The organism is Nonomuraea insulae (assembly GCF_042656245.1).
Genome location: NZ_JBHSPA010000024.1, coordinates 102745 through 125063, shown reverse-complemented (window position 1 = coordinate 125063; position 22319 = coordinate 102745). Strand labels below are relative to the sequence as shown.

Here is a 22319-nt window from a genome sequence, read left to right as displayed (position 1 = left end):
TGCTCTCGGTGATGTGCCCTGGTGGGTCGTGGTCAGTCCAGGCGCCCCGTTCGCTCCGTACTGGGTTCGCGGTTCGGGTGGGCGGCCACGTAGCGGCGGACGGCTTCGATGGCGTTGTCGTCGTAGACGTCCTCTACCGCGTCGGCGGCCAGGTGGCAGAGGCGGAAGCGTTGCGGCGGCGTGAGTCCGAGTCGGTTGATCTGCAGGTAGGTGTAGTTGATGAGCAGGCGATAGCGGCTGAACGCGGGATTGCCGAAGACTGCCTCGTGGTAGGCGCGGTTGCCGAACATCAGCCAGTGGAACTCGCTGGGAAACCGCGAGGCCGCCTCCTCGTCGAAGACCAGGGGCTGGATGAGCTTGCCCTCGGCGATCAGGGGGGTGGCGCGTTGCTTGTAGACCGTCATGAGATCGGCCCATTCTCGAACGAACGGCACCGTTCCCCGGCCTCGCAGCGTGTTGATCACCGAGCGTACTCGGTCGGTCAGCTCTTCCCGGTGCTGCTGGTAGTACGTTTGGAATTCTGCCCGGACTGCCGCTGGGTCGGCGCAGCCGACGATGAAGCCTTCGGAGTGGGATCGGTAGGAGACGAAGCCTCTGGTGATCGGCGGCAGCGCGGTGACGGTGTTGGCCAGCATCAGCCCCAGTGCGATCAGTTCGGTGGAGTCGTGGCCGTCTCGCGCGTGCTCCAGCATCTGGAACAGCAGCGGGGTGCTGTCGGTGTAGAAGTCGGTGAGCAGGTCGGCCGCCTCCTGGTCACCCAGTACGTGCAGGCGGTTGTCATAGGGCACGTACTGGATGCTGTTGTCCGGGAACCAGGGGGTGAGCGGGCCGCGTTCCTGTTCGAGTTCGGCCAGGAGGCGGTGCTGGGCGAGCAGTGCCGTGCTGTCCGGGTGTGCGGTGGACGGGTGGGCGCGCAGGTAGGCGCCGATGTGCTGCTCGATGTCGGGCCGCACCTTGCGTGACCACGTCAGCGGGTCGGTGCGGACGTTGAGCCGCAGGTGCGGGCCCTGCCGCCAGTGGCGCAGGACGTGGGCGGACGGCAGTCGGCGCAGAAGCGGGCGGATCGCGTCGAGCAGCAGGGCGGTTTTGTCGGGTTCGTAGTAGTAGATGTGGGCGGCATGCCAGGTGGGGTGCGGCGTGGTCATGAGAGGTCCCCGGTTTTCGACAGGTCGGACAGGATGTGGGCGGCCAGCAGGCCGACGTGGACTTCGGCTGGCTGGGGCAGGCCGAGACGGTTGGCGAGCAGGTGGGTGCAGCGCAGCAGGATGTCGGCGGCTGCGCGGCGTTCGGCCGGCACGGCGTGCGACAGGAAGCCCAGTGGTGAGCGCGTGCCGGGTGGCGGGCGGCCGAGGCCGTGCCGGAGTCGGCGAATCGAGCGCTGCCAGCCATCCCGGCCCCGCGTGTCCGTCCACAGGCCACGGGTCTGGCGTCGCAGGTCGTCATGTCTGGCGTCGTACGCCTGCCGGACGATCGGCGGCAGGCTCGGCAGCCGGAACGCGTCGGGGTCCGCCCCGCAGGCTGACAACGTCATGGTCACGGCGGCCAGCACGGATGCGGCGCGCTGTGCGTGGTCAGGGTGGCTGCGCAGGAGGTTCATGGCCAGACGGCTGGAGTCGGTGAAGTGGCGCTCGACGGGCTCCATGGCGCCGAAGATGTGCTGTTCCGGTTGGTAGGGGATGAATTCCACGGTGTCGTTCGGGTGGAGCCGCGTGTCGTGCCGGTCGAGTCGTTCGCCGTGGGCATGACGGGCGGCCTGCACGGCGTAGGACTCGATGGTGAGGGAGCGGTGTGAGGCGTGGGCCGCCAGGTGGGCGCGGCCTCGCCGCAGGAGTTCGCGCTCGATGCTCCTGGCGTGGCTGGGGGAGGAGGGCAGCAGGCGTACGCGCAGGTGCGGGCCACCTTCCCAGTACCGCAGGAAGAAGAAGCGGCGCGGCGTCAGGTCGGCCACCAGCGGCGCGACCACCCTGATGATCAGGGCGTCCAGGTCGCCGGCGTGGAACAGGTGGGCACTGGTCCAGGGGATCATCGGGAGACCTCCATGACGAACTCGGCCACCCGCGAGTCGCACGAGGCGGGGTCGGGCAGGGCCTCCTCCAGGACCACCAGGTCGCCTGGACCGCTGATGGAGCGGGTGAAGGACAGCAGCAGGAAGTGGTCGACGGTGTCCACGTACACCGGTTTCCTGTCTTTGCCGCGTCCGGTCGGCGAGATCACGCGGGCGAAGAACCGGCGTGGGATCGCTTGCCGGTCGAGCCACAGGGCGAGGCGTACGAGGTAGGCCGCCTCGTTCTCCCCTTTGGCCGGAAGGGGCACCTCGGCGGCGTGCAACCGCCAGCAGGCGCGGGCGAGCACGACCCGGCCGAGCCGCAACCGCGGGCGGCGGGACACTCCTTCCGGCCGGCCGCCGCGCTGCCAGGCGGGCCCCATCGCCAGGGGTGGCTCACCGAAGATCTTGATCAGGAAGGCTAGGGCGGGCGGCAGCGTCAGTTCGCTGGTCATCCCCAAGTGCATGGGGCGCGTCCCGTCGGTGAGGATGAGCCGCAGGGTGGCGGGGTCGTAGCCGACGCGCAGGTCGGCCAGGGGCAGCCTGGCCTCGGTGACGGTGAACGGGTAGTCGATGGCGGTGGCGGTGGGCGGGCGGAGGTTGAGGTTCGTGCCGAAGCTGCCGAGGCATTCCGCTATGCCGGGAGTGGAATCGGCGGGCGGAACGGGTGCGCCGGCTCGGGCGAGCAGGTGGCGGATCCTGCCGGTGCCCCGGCCGTAGCCGGAGTAGACAGTGTTGAGGACCACGTGGTCGTCGTCGATCTGCTGGAGGTAGCAGGCGATCGAGCCGGGCGGGCTGATGTAGCGGGGCCACCCGCTCGCCAGCTTGGTCAGCAGCGCTGGATCGGCGGCGATCACCCCATGGAGGTCCTCGGGCGCCGCGTACAAGGCATCCCACAGGTCACGCCGCAACCGCGACAGATCGGCGGGCGGCCCGAGCCGGTTGTGCAGCAGCGCCCGCAGTTGCGGAGCCGAGGTGTGCGTGTCGCGGTAGAAGCTGAGGAACCGCGGCGAGCCTGTCCGGCCATAGCGGTGCAGGAAGAAGCGCGCCGCGGCCAGCTTGGCGGGCAGGTCCGGGTCGAGCGGGCCGAGCAGCAGGCGTACCGCTTGAAGGTCGTTGAGCACCGGCTGCCACGCTCGGCGGCCGCAGAGCGCCATCACACCGGGAGCCACGGCGGTTTCCAGGTGCGAACCCTCGGGGCGCAGTGGTTCGCCGATCCACGCCGGCGCGTGACCGTTCGCGTTCGTACCGGGCTGCCGCAGCTCGTTGAGCATCTGCGGCAAGGCAGTCAGCGTCTCGGGCGAGCCGGGCGCAAGCGCGCCGGCCAGCCAGGCGGCGAGCTCGCCCAGCGGGTCGGTCGCCTGGTCGGCGAACGGCCGCCGCAGCTCCAGCAGCCCCAACTCCAGCAACCGCTCCACGGCGTCAGGCGTTGCGCGCTCTCGAACCGCATGCAGGGTGCGGTCGGCGGCGCGTACGTACGCCAGCAGCTCCAGCAGTGCGGGCTCGGCCGGCATACTCCGCAGCGGCTCGCCAGCCCCCGCCCCCAGGAACAACAGTCGCCCGTTCTCTTCGGTCACGCTCGCATTGACGCCCACCTCGACGGCCCCGGCCAGTTCCGGTTGGCGGGCGAGCTGCGCCCACCGCCGCCGCACCACGCGCAGATCCAGCTCTGGGACGGTCACCGGCTCACCGCTCATGATCACGGTGCCGTCCTGGTCGGCCCAGCGCCCGAGTCCGCTGATGACGAAGGTCGCGAACGGGCTGGTCTTGACGGTGGCCCGGGCCACATACCGGGCCAGGCGCAACAGCACCTGACGGCGCGGCACGGCCTGCGGGCAGGCCAGCCATTTGCTCACCTCGGCCGAGAGCGTGGGGCTGGACAGGAACAATCCGCGCCGGAAGCCCTTGTCGGCGGCCAGCTGTCGCAGTAGCCCGGCCTTGTCCGCCTGCTCGGCGGCCAGCGCCTCGGCCAGCTCGGCTTCCCCCGCCGTCCGCCGCTCCAGACAGGTCATCCAGTCCCGCAGCCACTCGGCCACCTCATCCGGCACGGCCGTCAGGACCCGCTCCATCCGGTCGGGCCGCCGCCCCGCGAACACCGCCCGGCGTGCGCCCACCAGCAGAGGCTTGAGCTCCGGTCGCCGGCCTTCCCCGATCAGCCGGTACAGAGCCGCGCAGATCGTCTCGCCTTCCTCGCTGAGCCGCCGGCTCGTGTGGACGAGCTCGTCGACCAGCGCCCACGTCCGCTCGAACCGCAATGCCGCCAACCCCGCGGCCGGCAGCGCGGCCACCCGCACACCGAACATCCCCGTCCCCGACATGCGCCTCTCCTCGCGCTGTGGGGGACGCCGGGCCCGCGTTCCCGCGGGCCGGGCGTCCCGGACCGGTCAGCTCTCCTCGTCGAACTCAGCGTTGTCGCAGCTCGGCACAGGACCCGAGGAAGAGGCGGCGATCTCGGTCATGCCGTGTCCCTCCGTGAGAGCCTCCAGGCTGTCGGCGGGCAGGACGTTGATGGTGTCTACGGGAAGGTCGTTGAGGTCGTACATGACGATCTCCTCTATTCCGGTTTCTCGCGGGGTTACCACCCCGCCGGTCCGACCGGTGCGAGCACCGGCCCGCTTCTGCGTGGGGCACCGATCAGCAGGAAGCTCAACGAACGCCACGGCGTGCCGGCCAGGCCGAGGGCGGCGTCGGTGTCCGGGTTCGCGCCATCGGAGTGGATGCGAGAGGTCAGCCCGAGGGCCGAGGCGGCGAGCGCGGCCCGGTGAACGACAAGACCGGTCTCCGCCTGCTGACGTCGGAACCACAGGTCGCCGCACCGGGCGAGGCCGGCGAGCGGGTCACCGACGGGGACGATCACGGCCGCGGCGGTACGCAGGCAGGCACGGGTGTTGGCCGCGAGCCGCCCACCGCACACCCGGGCCACCGCCTCCTGGCCGCCGGTCTCGATCAGTGCCATCCGCTCAGGGCAGTAGCGGTAGCTACCGCACGGGAGGCCGGGGACGCGCACGGCCAGGACATACAACGCCGTAGAGGCGGCCTGCCCTGGAGGAGCCCCCAGGGCCAAGATCGTGGCCAGATCCTCATCGGCCAGCGGGTCCGCCCGGTAGCCGTTCACCGGAGAGGCACGGTGAGCGATGCCGTCCGAGGCCCGTACCGACTTCGGGTCCGCAAGCGCCACGGCGGGACCCGCGGGCGGGGGTGGGACCGCATCGCCCGGCGGCACGTCGGCGGCACCGGATGCCCGCCGTGTGGCGGCGTGCAGCGCGGCCAGGTACGGCAGGCGTACGTCAGATGGTTCGGCTCGGCTCTCGGTGGCAGTCGCAGCGGCGACACCCGGTGGGCGGCCAGTGATGGGCGGCGGGTGCGTGGCGCTGGTTGCCGTGGGTGCCGAGGGATCTTCTGTGGTGTGCCGTCCGGAGAAGCTCAGCACGGCCAGCGCGCCCTCGTCCGCCGGTTCGAGCCCCAGCAGCCGGTCCGCCGCATCCCCGTCGAAGGCCAGGTGGACCGCAGCCCGCAGGCCGAGCACCTCGGCCAAGGCCAGCGCCTGGGCGGCCAGAACACCGATCTCCTGGCACTGCAGCCGGTAGGCGAAGTCGCCGTACTTGACGCCGTTGCGCCAGAACACCGCGGTCAGCACCACCATCAGCTCCACCACCCCGGGCCCCACCACCGTGTCGTGTGACCAGGCGGGTGGCCCGGTGAGCAAGCCAGTGAGGAACGGCCGATGATCTCCTTCGCGAACGGTCTCCAGCATGTGGTGCACCACGTCGTAATGGCACAGTGCCGACCCGCCCACCGTGTACGCCTCGATCGGGTAGAGCGCCCCGCCCGATGGCCCCGGGCGACCGATGACCACCGATGCCCGCCCGGGACGGGGAAACCCAGCCTCGTCGTTCGGACGGATCCACGCGATCCTGGTCAGGCCGATCAGCCCCCGCAGCACGTGACCGGTCCAGCAATCGTCCAGGACAGTACGGCTCGTCCCCGGGTAGCGCTTGTACCGGGGTGGGGCCGTGGCCGACTCCACCGGTACGGGCTCGCGCCGATCGATGGCCTGCAGATAACGGCGGGTGGCCACACCGCGCTCTTCGGCGATCATGGGAACGGGTGCGGGTCGGGAGTAAGGTCAGCCGGAGCCAGGTCGCGGTCGCGATAGCCGAGCAACCGCGGCACCGTCAGGGGCCGCTCCAGGCCATGGGTACGCCGATAGCGGTGCCCGAAGGTCATCGGCAGTGTGCCGGGGACGAGGACCTTGGCGCTGGCCAGCCCGCCCGCCCGCAGCTCCGGGCAGGTCGTGTCCACGGCGACCACGTCAAGGCCGGTGGCCAGGTAGCGCCGCACCAACTCGGTCGCGTCATCGGCGAGATCGTCGTGTTTCGGCCAGACTCGTGCCGGCCCGCCGGGGCCCGGCCGGGCATCAGTGGCCTCGGCGAAGGGCAGCCCGGGTCCGTCGATGGGCAGGAAGGCCAGGCGTGCGAAGGCGCCCGGGTGGCAGTAGAGCTGCCGATGGTGTTCCATCTTCCGCACCCGGTCGCCGTCGGCCAGCATGTCCGCCGACGCGTCGGCGTCGTACCGGTCGCCCAGCGCTCCGATGGACGGCAGCAGCTCGAACAGAGCCGAGCGCAGCGCCTGCTCGGGGTCCGGGTGGGCGCCGGCCGCGCACAGCGCGTACGGCCGACCCGGGAGGCCGTCCCGGTCGACGGCCATGGCCCAGAACGCCGGCACCCCTTGCTCCATCACCATGGCGAATGCCGACAGCTCATACCCCGCCATCCGCCGGGCCCGTTCGACGGTGACCGGGATCCGGCGGTCGGTCACCGAGTCCAGGTCCACCTTGGGCACCGGGAGCTTGCCGTACCAGGTCATCAGGAACGCGTCGCGCTCGGCGACCTCCAACAGCCCGTAGAAGATCGCCTCGGTCAGGCAGCCGCCCAGCGCCGCGCCATTGGAGCACTCGAATGCCCAGCCGGGCTCCGCGCCGTAGTAGGCGAAGCTCAGCGGCACCAGCAGCGGGCGCTCTGCGGCGAAGGAGTACCCCCACACCCACCGCGTCTTCTGATCGGGGTCGAACCGGCGGTAGACGAAGCCCGGCCGGTCATACCAGTCGTCCGGGTACAGGCCCAGCGTACGCGGGTCGAGCGCCTGGTCGGCGACGTCGGCGAAACACGCTTTGACGGTGCGGCGCCCGCGCGGGCGAACGCTCGCATAGCGTTCCAGCGCCTCGGCGATCGCCGTGGCTGCGGCCGAACGGTAGTCATGAGCCCGCCCGTATCCGTGTCGGCTCTGCTCACCACCACGGCCAGGGGCGATCCGGGCCACCGCCACGGGCAGGCCACCCCTGCCCGTGACGCCGACCGAGCCGATGACGCCGGTCTCGGCATCGACGTACCGCTCCCGCAGCTCCGCGGGCAGAGCCCGGGTGCGGAACACGTCCGGGGCCGGCTTGGGTGCCGCCGTGAGGCCGAGCCGGGCCGGCCGGTCCTCGGCCGGTTCCGCGCAGTCCGGGCACAGCGAGTCGGCGAGTAGCCGGTGCCGGGTGATCGCGCCGGTGCGAAGAGAGACGCGCAACACAGCGTCACGCGTACGCGCGAACCCGCAGGCAGCCTCCTCCGCCATCAGCGCGGTCACCAGCGAAGCCGCCAGCGGAATGAGCAGCCTGCCCATCTCCGTCAGGCTGCGCTGCTTCGCGCGGGCGTCCCCAAGGTTGCCCTCGCGTCGCCGTTCCACGCAGGTGGGGCAGCCAGGCTCGCCCGCGTGGACGGCCGGGCCGATCAGCACGTCGCCGGCGTCCACACGCACCGGCAGCCAGGGCAAGCCGCGAGCACGGGAAGCCTCGAACGGCCCACCCGCCTCGTCGGCCGCGACCACCAGCGCGTCGGCCGCGGCGACCTGAGCGGACAACGCGGCGGGCAACGGCCCCGCGCCCACCACGAGCCGGTCACTCATCACAGCACGCCACCCACGCGATGAACGGCAACAGGCGCGAGACTTCCGCATCCGCCCCCAGCGGCACCACCACCGGCGTCCGCCCCGCCGCCACCAGCACATCAGCCAGCCCTTCGGCGTCCAGGTCGCCGTCCGGCCAGCGTGCGGGCGGATCGGCATAGATCCTCTGCCGCTCCGTCCGTGACTGCCAGGCGAGCAGCGACCGCTCCACCGCCCGCCGCATCGCGCCATCCGACGTTGTTCCGCAGGCCAGGCGGACCTCCCCACCACACAGGACCGCGTACGCGGGCAGGCCGAGCACGCCGGTCAAATCGCGGGCCTCGGTGCGCTCACCCGTCGACGCCAACGACGTCAGGTCGGCCTCCACCACGGGGAAGCAGGTGGGATCCACCCGCGCGAGCAACGCCTCACACTGCTGGGCCAGCCCCGCCGCCACGGCTTGCGACCATGACAGACCGGCGGCCACACCGACCGCCGGCCGGTTGCAGGCGGTCACGCTCCGCAGCCGGCCGGTGCGGTACTCCACCCCCTGCCAGGCGTCGCAGTGGCTGGCAGCGATCCATTGGTGCACGGCCAGTGCCGTCAGCAGGGCCCGCAGCCGAGCCGTCTCGCGGTCATCTCCCCAGCCCACCACGGCCGAGCGGGCGACGAGTGCCCGGCACACCGCCAGCGGTATCTGGGCCAGCCCCTCCTCATCCAGCGAGCCCAGCACGCCGGTACGCGGATCCACGTAGTGGACGGCGGCCTTGAGCAGGTCCTTCGCCGCCTTCGTGCCAAGCCCGGCCAGCCGCTCCATCTCAGCCCGGATCGAATCAGCTCCAACCCGCCGCCCCGTCCCGGCCGACCCCCGCCGGCCGGTCGCGACCGGCTGAAAGCCCTTCTTGACACGGACGTACACATGCTGCCGGGTCTCCAGCGTGCGCAGGTCGACGCGGCTCATCTCGGGCCACTTCACGGGCTGCCCCGTACCGGTCAGGTACTCGAAACACGACAGCGCGAGCTGAGCCGCCAGCACGGCGGGCACCGCACCAGTCAGCCAGGCCCCGTCCTCGCCGGACTCCTGATATGCCGGCGCGCTCAGCCGACGCCAGCCCGACTCGCTCTCATGCGCCGAAACCGGCGTCAGCCACGCCTCCTCACAGCGCACCCAGACCTGCCCGCACGCGATGCCCCGCCGCACACACGCGCGGTCCACCCGCAGCAACTCGCCGACATCCTCGCCGTCGTGCACCTGGAGCAGCACATCGGCGTCACCCCAATCGCCACCGGGACGTACGGTCTGCGCATCGTCCCGGCGTCCCCTGACCTGCGGCGCAGCAAGATCGACGCGCGCTGCTCCGCCCTCGGCCACCCGCACGTCACGCCAGCCCGACCGCAGCCCCGCCTCCAGCAGCGCCCCCAGCACCGGCCCATCCCCCACCAGGACGACGCGGGCCTGCCGCAGCCGCTCGAACCGCCGCTCCGCCGAGTCGTGCCCGTAACGGAGGAACGCGATCTCCGGCGCATATACCTCACGCTCCGCAGCACTCAGCGTGTGCGGCTCCTCTTCCCGGGCGTCACTCACCAGCCGCTGCTCGGCCAGCCCACGCACCAGCCGCTCAACCAGCTCGCGCCGATCGGCCGTCAGCGGCGCGACGATTTCGTCCAGGGCGCGCTCACCCGTCAGCAAAGGCGCGAGCCGCGACATCCACATGTAGGCGTGAGGGCCCTCGATCGTGCAGGCGCCGAGATCGCCATAGACGTAGACACCATCGCTCGACTCCACGAAATGTACGTCATCCAGCAGGCGTGGACGCATCGTTCCCCCCAGACCAAACCTCGTTAGCTGCCGGAATGGCTCAGATATGCGAAGAGTGCCCCACCATGATCCAGTTCATCCTGCTGGTGGCGCATCAGTGTTTCTTCCGGGGCTGACATGTACGAACACAGTCATCGCCGTCACCTCTCACCACATAACGTTGCTTACTCTCTGCTATTCATGCAGGTAAGAGCTCATTTCGGCCGCCCTCCAGGACGCTCGGGCCATGTAGCGCTGCGGGCTCCCGCTGTCGCGGAAGGGCTCGGCGGGCCGACGTCCAATGGGTGGAACGCCGGCCGCGGTCGGAGTCAGCCGTAGAGGCTAACGGTGCCACCGGAGGGGTGGACACATTGACCGCGGGGTTTGACGTCCTGCACAGTCCCACCGCGACCAAAGCCGCGACGCCATGTTCTGGTGATCGCAACCATGCGTCCTCCCCTGCCGCGTGCTCTGGACACCTCCAGGGTCGCCCAGCACGCCCCCGTGCAGGGTCATGCCTGGCCGAGGACTGCGCCCGGCTCTGGCAAAGCCCGGCCCCCGCAACGGTGATCCAAACCTCACCGATCGTCTGGAGTCCGCATGAGCGGTGCGCCCGGCCGGAATGTTCTCCACGATTACTCACATGCCGCTTGAACTGCACGGACGTTGGTTTTCGGCAGGCGCAAAGCTGCGAGAAGCGTCAGCCTCCCGCGCTGAGCTCGGTGCTGTGGCGTTCGGGAACGGGCGCCGGTGTGAAGGGCGAGAGGCGTCAGCGGGCGGGCAGGAGCAGCCGGAACTCAGTTCGGCCTGGGCGGCTTTGCACGTCCACCGAGCCGTTGTGGGCGGCCATCACGGCCCGGACGATGGCCAGTCCGAGCCCGGCGCCTCCGGTGGCGCGCGACCGTCCGGGGTCCACGCGGGAGAATCGTTCGAAGATCTCCCCCTGTAGGCCGGCCGGTATGCCGGGCCCGTCGTCCCGGACGCTGACCCCCACCTCGGCCGGCCGCCGCCCAACTGCCACGGTGACCGTGGTGCCGTCCGGCGTGTGGACGCCGGCGTTGCTCAGGAGGTTGGCGAGCACCTGGTGCAGCCGGAGCGGGTCGCCGGTCACCGCGACCGGCTCTTCCGGCAGTTCCAGCCACCAGCGGTGGCCGGGGGCGGCGGCCCGCGCGTCGCCCGTGGCCTCGATGGCCAGGCGGGTCAGGTCGACCTCCTCCCTGGCCAGCGGGCGCCCCTCGTCGAGGCGGACCAGCAGGAGCAGCTCGTCGACGCGCTCGCTCATCCGCCCGGACTCGGCGTCGATCCTGTTCAGGGCGTGCCGTACGTCGTCCGGCATAGGCCCGCCGTCGCGCAGCGCGAGCTCGGCGTGGCCGCGGATCGCCACCGCAGCCGGGCTACGGCCTCCTCGACCTCGTGCAGAGAGAGCCCGGTGACCAGGACGTCCCCGTCCCGGCCCGGGACGGCGTGGATCCGGTAGTCGTCCAGGGCGGACAGGTCCACGTTCTCCGGAGGCCGCCGACCGGCAGCGCAGCCAGCGCCTGCTCGTCCTGGCGGCTCAGCGTCACCGGGAGCGCGGCCGTTCGCGACACGACCGCCGCCTGGGTGACGCGCCCATCGACAAGCCGCGCGCCGAACGTGTACCCGGGCGAGACCCCCAAGCGGTTCACGCCCTGGAGGAACGATTCACCACAGTGATGATCGCGACAGGGCTGCCCCGAATGACCGCCCGGGTACTCACCTGCCTCTACACCAACGACAGCGGCAGCCTCACCGCCGCCGAACTCGTCCAGCGTCTCCAGGTCAGCCCGGCGTCCATCTCCAAGGCCATCGGCGAACTCGAACGGCACGAACTGATCCGGCGTGAAAGCGACCCCCGCCGGCGACGCGACCGGTCCGTCATCGACCCCGACGTCTGATACCGAGCCTGGCTGGTCAGCGCCCGGCAGAACGCCACAATGGCCGATCTCGCCCGCGACGGAGCCGAAATCCTCGACTCCACCACTCCTGCCGGCGCCCGACTGCGGGACATGAGCCAGTTCTTCGAGCACGTCAGCCAAAACTTGATCCAGGCCGCCGAGCAGTGGCGGCAGGACTTCATGTTGAGGCGAACGGCAGATCGTTAGAGCGGAGTACGACCCCAGCCATATGTCACTGCATAGGTGCAGGCCACGAGTGTTGAAAGCCCCACGAAGCAAGATCTTTCTCACGGCGGAGGGTGAGGGTCTGGTCAGCGCGCCATCGTCGGGAGCTCGTCGCGGCGGCTGATGCTCAGATAGAGCACGAAGCCCAGGATTGTGGCCATGAACAGCGTGCTCGTGATGATTGTGCCCAGTCCGAGGCCGCCCTCGTCGACTGGCTGGGACAGGTAGTCGCCGATCGAGGCGCCCAGTGGTCGGGTCAGGATGTAGGCGATCCAGAATGCGGCGACCGCCTGCAGCTTGAACCCGTAGTGTGCGATGGCCACCAGAGCGATGGCTGCTCCGAAGACCACGGCCGACAGGGCATACCCGAGGTTGAGAGATTCGGCGACCAGATCGCCGGCCGCAGTCCCCAGGGCGAAGGTGAACAGGATCGCGAGCCAGTAGAAAGCCTCGCGCCGCATCGTGCGGATGCTGTGGATCGACAGCGTGCGTTCGACGGCATACCAGACGGTGAAGGTGATCGCGAGGGCAAGGCTGAAGGCGATTGTCGTGGCCTCGAGGGGAACCCCGAAGTTGTCCGTGAGGTTGTCGGTGATCAGTGTGCCCACGACGCTGATCAGGACGACTGCGGGCCAGTAGACGCCCGGCACGTAGCGGCGCAGCGAGAATTGGATGACCAGGGCAGCGATCAGGAGCGCGGTCATGATGTATGTGGTGTTGGTCAGGCCCAGGTTCAGGTTGGTGTTCAGGAAGTCGGCAGCGGTCTCGCCGACTGTCGTACAGAACACCTTGATCGTCCAGAAGAAGATCGTGACCCGGGGAACCTTGGTAAGCGTTCTCATCCCCGCAGGCTCACATCGGCCGCCTGAAATCATCCTGACTGCGTTCAGGCCAGCGGGAGCCGCACCTCGAAGTGGCCTCCGGCACCCGCGACGGCCGTGACGTCGCCACCGTTCGCCCGGGCCAGACGGCGGGCGAGTGCGAGGCCGAGGCCTGAACCCGAGGCCAGGTGCGATGCGCTGCCCCGGTGGGCGGGCTCGAAGATCAGTTCCTCCTCTCCGTGGCGTATTCCAGGGCCGTCGTCAGTGACAGTGAGCGTCACTTCCGATCCCTGCCGGACCACCGTGACGCGTTCCGTCGAACCGTACGCGAGCGCGTTGTGACGCAGCGGCGCCAGGATGTGCCTGATCAGCTCGGGTCCACAGCTCACCCGCAGGCCAGGGTCGCAGGTGAAGTCGACTTCGGCGCCGTCGATCGCGTCGCCGAGCCGGCATCCCTCCGAAGCGATGGCCGTCCGGGAAAAGTTCAGCAGTGTGTCGACCACATGCGTCAGCTCGCCCGTGTAGACGACAACGCCGTGCAGCGCGTCGCGGAGTTCTGCCGCCGGGCGGCGGCGTAGCAACGCGATCTCGGCTTCGGCGCGCAGCCGGGCCAGCGGGGTGCGGAGTTCGTGCGCGATCTCGGCGCTGAGCAGCCGCTCGTGCCGCAGGTTGGTCGCGACTCGGTTGAGCAGGACGTCGAGCCCGGCGGCGAGTCCCGTCAGTTCGTCGCGGGCCGGGCCCCAGGAGAAACGGCGGTCAAGGTCGTGCTCGCTCCACTCCAGAGCCTGCGTAGTCATTACACTCACCGGATGCAGCGCCGCCTTGACGACTTGCCGGGTGAGCACGGTCACGAGACAGAGAACGGCCAGGTCCAGCGCGAGAGCGGACAGCAGGGCGATGCGCCGGCTCTCCTGGTATGGACGCATCGAGACGCCCACCACGACCGTGCCTCCTTGCGGGGCCGGGACGGCGAGCAGTCGCACGTCGCCGACGTCGCCGACGCCGGACCTCAGGGCGGTGGCGGCCTGGATCACAGCGGTCCCAGAGCGGGGTTGAGCCAGTGCTTTCCCGGACGCGTCGAACACCCAGGCGTTGTCGTCGATCACCTGGTCCAGGGGTGGATCCTCGACCGTGAGCCCTCCTGGGGACAATTTCAGGGTGGTCATCGTGGCCTCGGCGCGGGAGCGCAGCACGCTTAGGGCGTCCTGGTCGAGCCCATGGGAGAGCATGGCCCAGAACCCGATGGTGAGCACCAGTAGTGCCCCGGCGACCGCGGCGGTGGTGATGGTGAGGAGGCGATGGCGGATCATGAGAACCGGTATCCGATGCCGCGCGCTGCGGTGATCGTCGCCTCGGCGCTGAACTCCGCGAGTTTGCGTCGCAGACGGGTGATGTAGGAGTCGAGCGTGTTGTCGTGGACGATCGCGCCGTCGGGCCACGCGGCAGCGATGAGCGCGTGCCGGCGGACGACCTCGCCGGTGCGCGCCATCATCGGCGCCAGAAGGCGGAACTCTGTGGGGGTGAGCCGGACGGTGTGCCACCCGTCCGTGATGCCGTGGCTGGCGGGGTCGAGTCGCAGCCCGCCGATCGGGGGCGCTGGGGCGGCGCGCCGTGCCAGCGCGTGCAGTCGTACGGTCAGCTCGGCGAACGCGAACGGTTTGACCAGGTAGTCGTCGGCACCTGCGCGAAACCCTGAGAGCAGGTCCTGCAGTCCATCGCGGGCGGTCAGCAGCAGCACCGGCGCCTGGATGCGGCGGGCGCGTAGCGCCATGACCACATCGCGGCCATCGGCGTCCGGCAGGCCGATGTCGATCACAAGCAGGTCAGGAGGGACCTGCTGGACGCTGTGCAGCAACGCGCTTCCTGTGGGCACGCTCACGCTCACGTCGAAGCCCTCCTCTCGAAGGCCGCGCGCTATCAGAGCGCGTAGCGGCAGGTCGTCCTCGGCGATGGCCACACTGAGCAGTTCGCCGATCACGATCAGCTCGCAGCCGCGAGATCGCCGAGCAGCCGCCGCCACTCGGTGGCGATGCGGAAGGGGGCGTACCGCTTGGCGATCCGCATTCCCCTGCCTTCCATCGAGCGATGCCGGTCCCGGTCGCGGATGAACTGCTCCTTGGCGTCCGCCGGGGCGGTCGTCTCGATAGCGGTCGTGAGAAGCGCTCCTTGCCTCCGGGTGATGTACTCGCGCGGGCCGTTCGGGCGGTCGAAGCTCAGTGCGAACACCGACGCGCCATCGAGTTGGGCGTCGGCGTCGGCTCCGATCAGCTGAAGGGAGTCCACCACGTCCTGGTCGCGCACGGCTGAGGTGCGTGCAGCCATCTGGGCAGCGGCGACGACGATCTGCGGTCGCCAGCCGGGGGCTACCCGTTCGTACGCTTGATCAACAGGTCGTAGCATTTCGCGCATTCATGGGCCCTACCGTACGAAAAGCCAGATCAGCGCCCGCTGAGTCTGCGGTTAGCGCAACGCTTACCTCCACGGGTAGCGGACGTGGAGCGGTGTTGTTTACTATTTGCTATAGCAAGTATAATCTTTGGACATGACCAAGGATGACCTGGGTCCCATGGAGACCTCGTCGTTGGCCGACCAGGCCTACCGGCGGCTTCGTGACGCCGTCCGTGAGGGGGCTCTGCGGCCCGGCGAGAAGATCACCGAACGCGATCTCGCCGCACGGCTCGGCGTGAGCCCCACTCCCGTCCGCGAAGCGTTGCGCCAGCTGGTGCACGAGCGGGTGGTCGAAAGGGCCGGACCCCGGGCCTTGCGGATCGCAGACCACTCCACCTCTGCGCGGGCGGAGATCGTAGAAGCCGAAGTGCGCCTGTCCGCCCTGATGGCCCGCCTGGCCGCCCGCAACGCCACCGACGCCCAGCTCGCCGCGTTGAGCGAACTCCTTGACCGGGCCGACCTCCTGGCCGCCCGTATCGAGCGGGAGGTAGCCGAGCACGGCCCCGGAGCCCAGGTGACCGACCAGCTCACGGAGGTCTTCCACCTGCTGCGCCAGTTCCACCACCAGGTCGAGGGCTCGGTCGGAAACCCCGTCCTGGAGGGCCTGTTGCAGCAGGCCCGGGCGTTTAGCGAAGAGGAGCGCCTCGATCTGACCGTCAAGCTCGCCCCGGACCGGGACGATGCCTTCCGCCGCCGCTACCGCGAGCACCGGAACCTGCTTGCGGCCCTCCTGAACAGAGATGAGGATCGCGCCGAGCAGCTCGCCGCGCATCATCACGGCGAAGCCCTGGTCCAGCTCTCCACCAGCTGATCGCGTGCACCGAGAGGCCGGATCACGCATATTCTGTTTGCTATAGCATATGGCAAGGAGCCTCCCATGGCGCACGACGCGCCCTCACGCACCCGGATGAGCGCCAGCGCCGTGCTGTGGGTCACCCTGGCGGTGTTCGCCCAGGAATCGGTGTGGAACTTCTACGACGCCCAGGTCCCCGCCCAACTGCGGCAATATCTGACCTCCGCCGCCCTGGTCGGGCTGATCATGGGCATGGACAACGTTCTCGGGGTGCTCATCCAGCCCTGGATGGGCCACCTCTCCGACCGGCGGGCAGGCGGGCGTACGGGCCGGTGGCCGATCATCATCGGGGGCGCCTGTTTGGCCGCGGTGCCGTTCGCCCTGATCCCCTGGATGGGCACCCTTCCCGCGCTGCTGGCGTGCGTGTTCTGTTTCGCGCTCATCGCCAACGGCTTCAAGGGCGTCACCGAGACCCTGGTTTCCGACTACGTGACGGCTGAGAACCGCAGCAAGGCCCAAGGGTTCATCAAAGCCGGCGTCAGCGTGACCATCGTCGTCTCCTCCCTGATCAGTCTCCTGGTGGTCGACCGGAGCCTGACTCTGGCCTTCGCGATCCCGCCGCTGCTCATGCTCCTCATGTTGGGCCTGTCGTGGGCGTTCCTCGGGCGCCGCCATACCCAGGCGGTCCTGGCTCGCAGGGAGGAGGACCCGGCGGAGGAGTTCCCCTCGCCGTGGGCCGTGGTCAGGAATCTCATCCGGGACCCGTCCGGCTCCCGGCTGCTGCTGATGATCGGCATCTTCTGCTTCGCGGGGATGTGGTCCGCCCTGCGCTCCCTGATGACTCCATACGGCACCGAAGTCCTGGGCCTGTCGCGCGGTACGGCCGGCGGGCTCGCCCTGCCCGGGTCCGTAGCCTTCCTGATCGCGGTTGTCCCCATCGCCTACGCATCGGGGCGTCTAGGGCAGGTACGCGCCATCCGCTACGGCGTCGCCCTGTTCGTCATCGGCCTGCTCGTCGGCTTCGTCGCGCCCACCCCGGCCATGACGGTGATCTCGATGGTGCTGACCTCGATCGGCTACGCCGCTTTCGCCGTCAACGCCCTGGTCGCCCTCTGGAACCTGGCCCCCACCGACCGGGTCCTGGGCACCTACACCGGCCTCTACACCGTCGCCTCCGCCTCCGGCTCGGCGCTGGGCCCCGCCCTGCTGGGGGCCACCGTAGACCTCACCGGCTGGCGCTTCATGCTCCTGAACGCCGCCGTCTTCGGCGCCGTCACCTTCGCGCTCTTCACCCGCCTGGCCCGCCGTAGAACCACCTGAGAAGGACGCTTTCATGGACTTCCGCATCCTCGCTCCCACCGGCGCCCTCGGCGCCGGATTCGACGCCGACGCGTTCAGGCGCGGCGTCGCCGCCCGCCCGCACGTGATCGCCTGTGACGCCGGATCCACCGACAGCGGCCCCGCCGCCCTCGGCTCCGGCATCCCCAAACTGTCGGCCCAGGCCGTCACCCGTGACCTGCGCCTGCTGCTCAAGGCGCGCGACGAGCTTCAGGTGCCCCTCATCATCGGCTCCTGCGGCACTAGCGGCCGCGACGTGGGCGTCGACACGGTCGCGCGGCTCGCCCGCACCATCGCCGTCGGCGAGGGCCTGCGCTTCAAGCTCGGGATCATCTACGCCGATCAGCCCGCCGAGCGGCTACGGTCCCTGTACGACGAGGGCCGTATCCGCGCTCTCCCCAACGCCCCCGCGATCGACAGGGAGGTGTTCGCCCGCAGCCACACCGTCGCCATGATGGGCGTCGAACCCATCCAGGACGCTCTGCGCGCGGGCTGCGAGGTGATCCTCGCGGGACGAGCCAGTGACACCGCGCTGTTCGCGGCCATACCCCACCTGCTGGGCGCCGACCCGGGCCTGACCTGGCACGCCGCCAAGACCATCGAGTGCGGAGCGGCCTGTGCCATCCCGCCCTCCGCCAACGGGCTCCTTGTGCATCTGCGCGAGGACCACTTCGACGTGCAGGCGCTGGCCGAGGGCTCTCGCCTCACCCCGCGCTCGGTCGCGGCCCACACGCTGTACGAGAACGCCGACGCCTTCCATATCGTCGAACCCTCCGGCACCCTGGACACGACCCACGCCACCTACGAGGCCGTCGACGAACGGACCGTCCGCGTCCGGGGCGCCCGCTACGTGGAGGCCGACGGCTACACCAACAAGCTCGAAGGCGCCGAACTCGTCGGCTACCAGACCGTCATCATCGGCGGCGTCCGCGACCGGGTGATCATCGAACGCCTGCCGGATCTGCTGCCGCGGGCGAAGCAGTACTTCGACACGAAGATCCGCGACGTCTTCGACGGTCAGGTCGACCCTGAGACCGTCGACATCGGCTACCGCCTCTACGGCGCGGGTGCCGTCCTCGCCGGCGTCGAACCCACCGGCCTGGCGCCGCGGGAGCTCGGCGTGCTCATCACGGTGACCGCTCCCGACCAGGCGACCGCGCACGCGATCGCCACCTTCGTCGCCCACGCCAGCAGCCATCTCCCCATCCCCGAATACGACGGGCTGGTCAGCACCCTGGCCTACCCCTACTCGCCACCCGAGATGGACCGCGGGCCGCTCTATCGCTTCACTCTCAACCACGTCGTCACCGGCGTCACCCCGGCCGAGCTGTTCCGCACCACCATCGAGGAGCTGTAGATCCATGGCCAACCTGCTCGACTACTGCTCCTTGGTCCGCTCCAAGAACGCCGGACCCTTCACCCTGACCTTCGACTTCATGTGCCACGACGAGCACACCTTCCACGCGCTCGTGAACACCGGCTTCCTTCGTCCCGCCCTGTTCGCGGAGCTCTTCGACGTCGCCGAAGAGCAGATCACGGTCGTCGGCCACCCTCTCGCGCTCGCGGTCAAGGTCTCCCTGCCCCGCCCGGCCGTACAGGGAGACCTCCACGACACCGACTGCTACGCCGGGCAGCAGTACGCACCGCTGATGGACATCGAGCTCCCCGCCCCTTGACACGTGATACCGGCCGGCGAGAACCCGCTCGGGTGCGACTACGTGGAGCTCCGTTCGGCGGCGGTGCCGCGGTCGGGCGCCCCCGTCGTCGACTCCTACGCCCGCGGCTCGGCGCATCCCGTCGATGAGGTGGTGGCGGAGATCGACAGACGCCTGCAGGAGATCATTGACCGCGAGCCCAGCGATCGGCTCGATCAGCTCGAAAGTCTGGCCGCCCGCATCGGGCTGCGCGGCAAGGGCCACGAAACTCCGGAGCAGCAGGCGAATTCCGCCGCCGAACTGGACGCGACCCTGGAGGATTACCGGGACGCGAAGGGCCTCGGCGACATATATCGCGAATCAGGGGCGAAGTTGACCAATTGATGAAGGGCAACGGCTTCAAGCGGTGCAAATGCCGCGCGCGCCAGGACGGTCGCGAGCTTGGAGCGAGATATCCCCAACTGCGCCGCAAGGACGGCTCCTGGAACCCCCAACCTCGGGACTTCGTACGGCAGGGAGGAGATTCCCGCTGGCCTGGACGGCAAGCGCATCCACCTCCGTTGCGGCGACTTTCCACCGAGACGAACTGATCGCCTGGTGGCGGTCCGCCAGCCGGTTGCTCGACATTCCGGACGCGGGCCCGGAGGGGCACGGGACCCGGAAGGAGATCCTTTACGTGATTCTGGCGGTGCACAAGAAGGCACCCTTGCCGGAGTATGACGAGCTCCACCGCAAGTACAAGGCCGGCAGCCGCTGCAGTCGATCACGTTCGGCGAGTACCGGGACAGCTGAGTGCAGCGGCGCCGTCGAGTCAACGGCATCCGCATGGACCGGTTGTTCGTGCCCATGATCGGGCGGACTTTGCCGAGATCGATCGCAAGAACGAGGCGCTGCTCGCCGCCCGTGGATCCGACGGCCCCGAGGTCCGGGTGTCGGTACGGGGTAAGCGACCTACGGGCCGGTGGCCAAGCAGTGGCTCCGGGGCGACATTGCGTACGGTGCCGGCTTCGGCGGTGCGGGAGCACGTCGTCACCTTCAACGCCGCCGAACTGGTGAAGCTGGACGCGGGGAAGAAGGCCAAAGGCGTGGTCTGGACGAAAGGCGCGCGTGGAGGACTTCGAGATCGCCTACGACAGAGGACTTGCCGTCGAGCGGTCTGGGAGTGTGGGGGCGGCCTCACACTAGATTGCCGATCTCCGTTCGGCTGGACTAACGGCAATGCCGTGTAGTTAGGCCCGTGGTCGGTTCGTAGAGGCTCTGTGCTGGTGCGGCCCGCTTGGGCAGTGATGATGGTCGCGGTGTCGATGACGCTTACCGGGGTTGGTCCCAGCCGGGATAGGTAGGAACCGTCGTGGCAGTGGCCCAGGAGGGGAAGGCGTTGACCGTTCTTGGATCGGACCAGGACGTGGGCGCCGGTGGCGTTGCCGCGCACATCCGGAGGAGGAATACGCTGGGGCGTTGGCGGGGGAGAGACGCTGAGCTTGAAAGCCTGCCGTGTGGCAGTGCCGGGCTCCACTCGCTTGGGCCGAATGGAAGCCCTGAGTTCGTTGTAACTGTCCTGGGAAACTCCGGATTAGGAGACCGCAGGGAGACCGGAAGTAATGAACACCCCCGGTCTCCTGCGGGATTTCAGACACTGTTCGAAAATGTCAGAAGGCCGTCTACCTGAGCATTCGCGATGAAGCGACATCATTCATCACCGGTCGGCGGTAGCTCGGGCGGATAGTCGAACGACTGGACGCCGGCGAAGGTCTGCCGGTCGTCGATGCGGTAGTGGTGCGCCTTCTCGTCGGCGGGGTGCTCGGGGCCGACGTCCACGGTGTCGGCGGTCGTCCAGACGCCGTTGACCCGCTGCTTGACGACGTACAGAAACTCGTTGAAGTCCTGGTTGGAGGAGACGAACGTGTTGACCACCGTCAGCGAGCGGCGGCCCGCGCTCAAGGACGGCGGGATGTCCACGCTCTGGTCCTTCCACCGGTAGGCCCGCTCGACGGGCAGCGGTTGCCAGCTTCCTGCGGGGGAGCCGTTGACGGTGATGGTGGCGCTCTGCATGCCGATGCCCGCGTCGAGGCGGCGGATCAGGCGGACGCCGGTGTTGGCCGGATCGACGGTCACGGTGAACCGGCTCGAACCGTCCTGGCCGAACGCGCGGCCGTCGTCGGTGAGTGTGCGGCCGGGGGTCTCGGACGCGCCGGGCTCCGGCATCCACGCCCCGACGAGCACGCCCAGGGCGGCCGCGGCGGCGAGCGAGGCGAGCATGGCGACCACGACGGCTCCCCGCCGCCGACGATCAGGAGCGGGGACCGGCGGGGGAACGGTGATCTCGGCGGGCTCCTGCCCGGGCAACTGGGCGACGCGTACGCGCTCCCACGCCTGCTCCCACGCCGGAACCTGCCCCTCCGGCACCTGGCACGCCCGCAGGAACGCCACCATCACCGCCTTCTTCGGAAACCGTCGACCGGCCAGCATGTCCGCGCACGTGGCCCGCGGCAACCGGGTGCCGCCCGCCTTGTCGGCCCGCGCCTGCAACTCCCGCAATGACGCGTCGGCCCGTACGAACTGCTCGGCCAGCAGCCGCACCAGCTCCTCGTGACGGCTCACCGACGCCAAACCGCACTCTGGTGTTTCCCTGACGAGCCGGACATCCTCGGCCCTTTCCGGATTCACGCTCATCGCCCAGACCCTGCCTCTCCCGACCGGGACCGTCCGCCTGCACCCACCTGCCGTGCTCTCAGTGTACGAACGATGACAGAGAGTGTCCGATGGTTTTTGGCGGTGGCCATCGGCCGTCCGAGCCCGGCCGTGACGTGGCCCGATTCCGGACGAGTTCGTCCGCGACCCTGTTGGACACCCCGGCGGCGCGACTTTGCTGGCTCAGGCACGACCGAGCGCCGGTCGCCATGGACCGGCGCCCACCATCGAGGAGGAACCGTCATGAGCATCCGCATCCGGCTCGCCGGCATCACCGCGGCCGCCGCCCTGGCCTTCGTACCCGCGGCGGCCACGATCGTCGCCGGCACCGACGTGGCGTGGGCCGCGCCTCCGTGCTGGAACAAGGGCGGCAAGTGGTGGTGTGACAACCGCGCCCCGGTGCCCGTCTTCGGCAACGACGGGAGGGTGGTGGACACCCTGCGTACGAGCCAGAGCATCTTCAAGTGCCGGGCCGAGCGCCACGCCCACGGCGGCGGCGGCCCGCACCCGAACCGGTGGGAGTACACCCAGGGCGACGACCACGGGGCGTGGGGCTGGGTCAAGGACAGCGACATCTACAGCGAGACCAATCCTCTCCCTGGCTGCTGACCGGATGATCGCCTGACGGGGTCTCCCACTCCTCCGCTTCATCGCGGGAGGCCCCC

Annotated in this window: 21 protein-coding genes; 8 read left to right on the top strand and 13 right to left on the bottom strand. The window is 69.6% G+C overall.

The features are described 5' to 3' along the window. Positions 1-32 precede the first annotated feature (32 nt). The 8 genes from ACFPZ3_RS21025 to ACFPZ3_RS20990 all read right to left on the bottom strand — a co-directional run bounded on the left by ACFPZ3_RS21025 (position 33) and on the right by ACFPZ3_RS20990 (position 11151). Positions 33-1145, bottom strand: coding sequence for a thiopeptide maturation pyridine synthase (locus ACFPZ3_RS21025; protein WP_379515872.1), 1113 nt, complete (start codon positions 1143-1145; stop codon positions 33-35). Further along, positions 1142-2026, bottom strand: coding sequence for a lantibiotic dehydratase C-terminal domain-containing protein (locus ACFPZ3_RS21020; RefSeq protein WP_379515871.1), 885 nt, complete (start codon positions 2024-2026; stop codon positions 1142-1144). The genes ACFPZ3_RS21025 and ACFPZ3_RS21020 overlap by 4 nt, the downstream gene beginning before the upstream one ends. After that, positions 2023-4362, bottom strand: a complete 2340-nt coding sequence (locus tag ACFPZ3_RS21015; protein ID WP_379515870.1) for a lantibiotic dehydratase — start codon at positions 4360-4362, stop codon at positions 2023-2025. Before ACFPZ3_RS21015 ends, ACFPZ3_RS21020 begins: the two co-directional genes overlap by 4 nt. A 66-nt stretch (positions 4363-4428) precedes the next feature. Then, positions 4429-4587 carry a thiomuracin/GE37468 family thiazolyl RiPP peptide gene (locus ACFPZ3_RS21010; RefSeq protein WP_379515869.1) on the bottom strand — a complete coding sequence of 53 codons (159 nt, stop codon included), beginning with the start codon at positions 4585-4587 and terminating at the stop codon, positions 4429-4431. 32 nt (positions 4588-4619) lie between these two features. Beyond that, on the bottom strand, positions 4620-6143 hold the full coding sequence (locus ACFPZ3_RS21005; protein ID WP_379515868.1) for a nitroreductase family protein: 1524 nt from the start codon (positions 6141-6143) through the stop codon (positions 4620-4622). Further along, positions 6140-7990 carry a TOMM precursor leader peptide-binding protein gene (locus tag ACFPZ3_RS21000; RefSeq protein WP_379515867.1) on the bottom strand — a complete coding sequence of 617 codons (1851 nt, stop codon included), beginning with the start codon at positions 7988-7990 and terminating at the stop codon, positions 6140-6142. Before ACFPZ3_RS21000 ends, ACFPZ3_RS21005 begins: the two co-directional genes overlap by 4 nt. Further along, complete coding sequence (locus ACFPZ3_RS20995) at positions 7983-9788, bottom strand: hypothetical protein (protein ID WP_379515866.1); 1806 nt, start codon at positions 9786-9788, stop codon at positions 7983-7985. Before ACFPZ3_RS20995 ends, ACFPZ3_RS21000 begins: the two co-directional genes overlap by 8 nt. A gap of 748 nt (positions 9789-10536) precedes the next feature. Then, positions 10537-11151: a sensor histidine kinase gene (locus ACFPZ3_RS20990; RefSeq protein WP_379515865.1), complete on the bottom strand. Its 615-nt coding sequence runs from the start codon at positions 11149-11151 to the stop codon at positions 10537-10539. Positions 11152-11485: 334 nt separating this feature from the next. Here ACFPZ3_RS20990 and ACFPZ3_RS20985 point away from each other — a divergent pair, with 334 nt between their 5' ends. Both ACFPZ3_RS20985 and ACFPZ3_RS20980 read left to right on the top strand, forming a co-directional pair. Continuing rightward, on the top strand, positions 11486-11683 hold the full coding sequence (locus tag ACFPZ3_RS20985) for a MarR family transcriptional regulator (RefSeq protein WP_379515864.1): 198 nt from the start codon (positions 11486-11488) through the stop codon (positions 11681-11683). A gap of 39 nt (positions 11684-11722) precedes the next feature. Then, positions 11723-11890, top strand: a complete 168-nt coding sequence (locus tag ACFPZ3_RS20980) for a hypothetical protein (protein ID WP_379515863.1) — start codon at positions 11723-11725, stop codon at positions 11888-11890. 104 nt (positions 11891-11994) lie between these two features. Here the strand turns inward: ACFPZ3_RS20980 and ACFPZ3_RS20975 are convergent, their stop codons facing one another. From ACFPZ3_RS20975 to ACFPZ3_RS20960, 4 genes are read right to left on the bottom strand one after another with little or no spacing between them, the layout of a single operon-like run. Beyond that, positions 11995-12783, bottom strand: a complete 789-nt coding sequence (locus ACFPZ3_RS20975; protein ID WP_379515862.1) for a COG4705 family protein — start codon at positions 12781-12783, stop codon at positions 11995-11997. A gap of 11 nt (positions 12784-12794) precedes the next feature. Continuing rightward, the gene (locus ACFPZ3_RS20970) at positions 12795-14039 is read right to left on the bottom strand and encodes an ATP-binding protein (protein ID WP_379515861.1); all 1245 of its coding nucleotides are present in this window, start codon (positions 14037-14039) and stop codon (positions 12795-12797) included. After that, the gene (locus ACFPZ3_RS20965; RefSeq protein WP_379515860.1) at positions 14036-14707 is read right to left on the bottom strand and encodes a response regulator transcription factor; all 672 of its coding nucleotides are present in this window, start codon (positions 14705-14707) and stop codon (positions 14036-14038) included. The genes ACFPZ3_RS20970 and ACFPZ3_RS20965 overlap by 4 nt, the downstream gene beginning before the upstream one ends. A gap of 2 nt (positions 14708-14709) precedes the next feature. Continuing rightward, complete coding sequence (locus ACFPZ3_RS20960; RefSeq protein ID WP_379515859.1) at positions 14710-15138, bottom strand: hypothetical protein; 429 nt, start codon at positions 15136-15138, stop codon at positions 14710-14712. 133 nt (positions 15139-15271) lie between these two features. On the opposite strand from ACFPZ3_RS20960, the gene ACFPZ3_RS20955 reads away from it, so the two are divergent. From ACFPZ3_RS20955 to ACFPZ3_RS20935, 5 genes are all read left to right on the top strand, one after another. After that, positions 15272-15988 (top strand): GntR family transcriptional regulator, encoded by a 717-nt coding sequence (locus tag ACFPZ3_RS20955; RefSeq protein ID WP_379515858.1) that lies wholly within the window; start codon positions 15272-15274, stop codon positions 15986-15988. Between the two features lie 66 nt (positions 15989-16054). Then, positions 16055-17290 (top strand): MFS transporter, encoded by a 1236-nt coding sequence (locus tag ACFPZ3_RS20950; RefSeq protein ID WP_379515857.1) that lies wholly within the window; start codon positions 16055-16057, stop codon positions 17288-17290. 13 nt (positions 17291-17303) lie between these two features. Further along, positions 17304-18665, top strand: coding sequence for an acyclic terpene utilization AtuA family protein (locus tag ACFPZ3_RS20945; RefSeq protein WP_379515856.1), 1362 nt, complete (start codon positions 17304-17306; stop codon positions 18663-18665). Positions 18666-18669: 4 nt separating this feature from the next. After that, a complete protein-coding gene (locus ACFPZ3_RS20940) occupies positions 18670-18984 on the top strand; it encodes a DUF4387 domain-containing protein (RefSeq protein ID WP_379515855.1) in 315 nt (104 codons plus the stop codon). Between the two features lie 42 nt (positions 18985-19026). Continuing rightward, positions 19027-19347, top strand: coding sequence for a hypothetical protein (locus ACFPZ3_RS20935; protein ID WP_379515854.1), 321 nt, complete (start codon positions 19027-19029; stop codon positions 19345-19347). A 1305-nt stretch (positions 19348-20652) separates the two neighbouring features. On the opposite strand, the gene ACFPZ3_RS20930 is transcribed toward ACFPZ3_RS20935, so the two are convergent. Then, positions 20653-21636, bottom strand: coding sequence for a hypothetical protein (locus ACFPZ3_RS20930; protein ID WP_379515853.1), 984 nt, complete (start codon positions 21634-21636; stop codon positions 20653-20655). 261 nt (positions 21637-21897) lie between these two features. Between ACFPZ3_RS20930 and ACFPZ3_RS20925 the strand changes: the two genes are divergently transcribed. After that, positions 21898-22263 carry a hypothetical protein gene (locus ACFPZ3_RS20925; RefSeq protein WP_379515852.1) on the top strand — a complete coding sequence of 122 codons (366 nt, stop codon included), beginning with the start codon at positions 21898-21900 and terminating at the stop codon, positions 22261-22263. Positions 22264-22319: the final 56 nt, after the last annotated feature.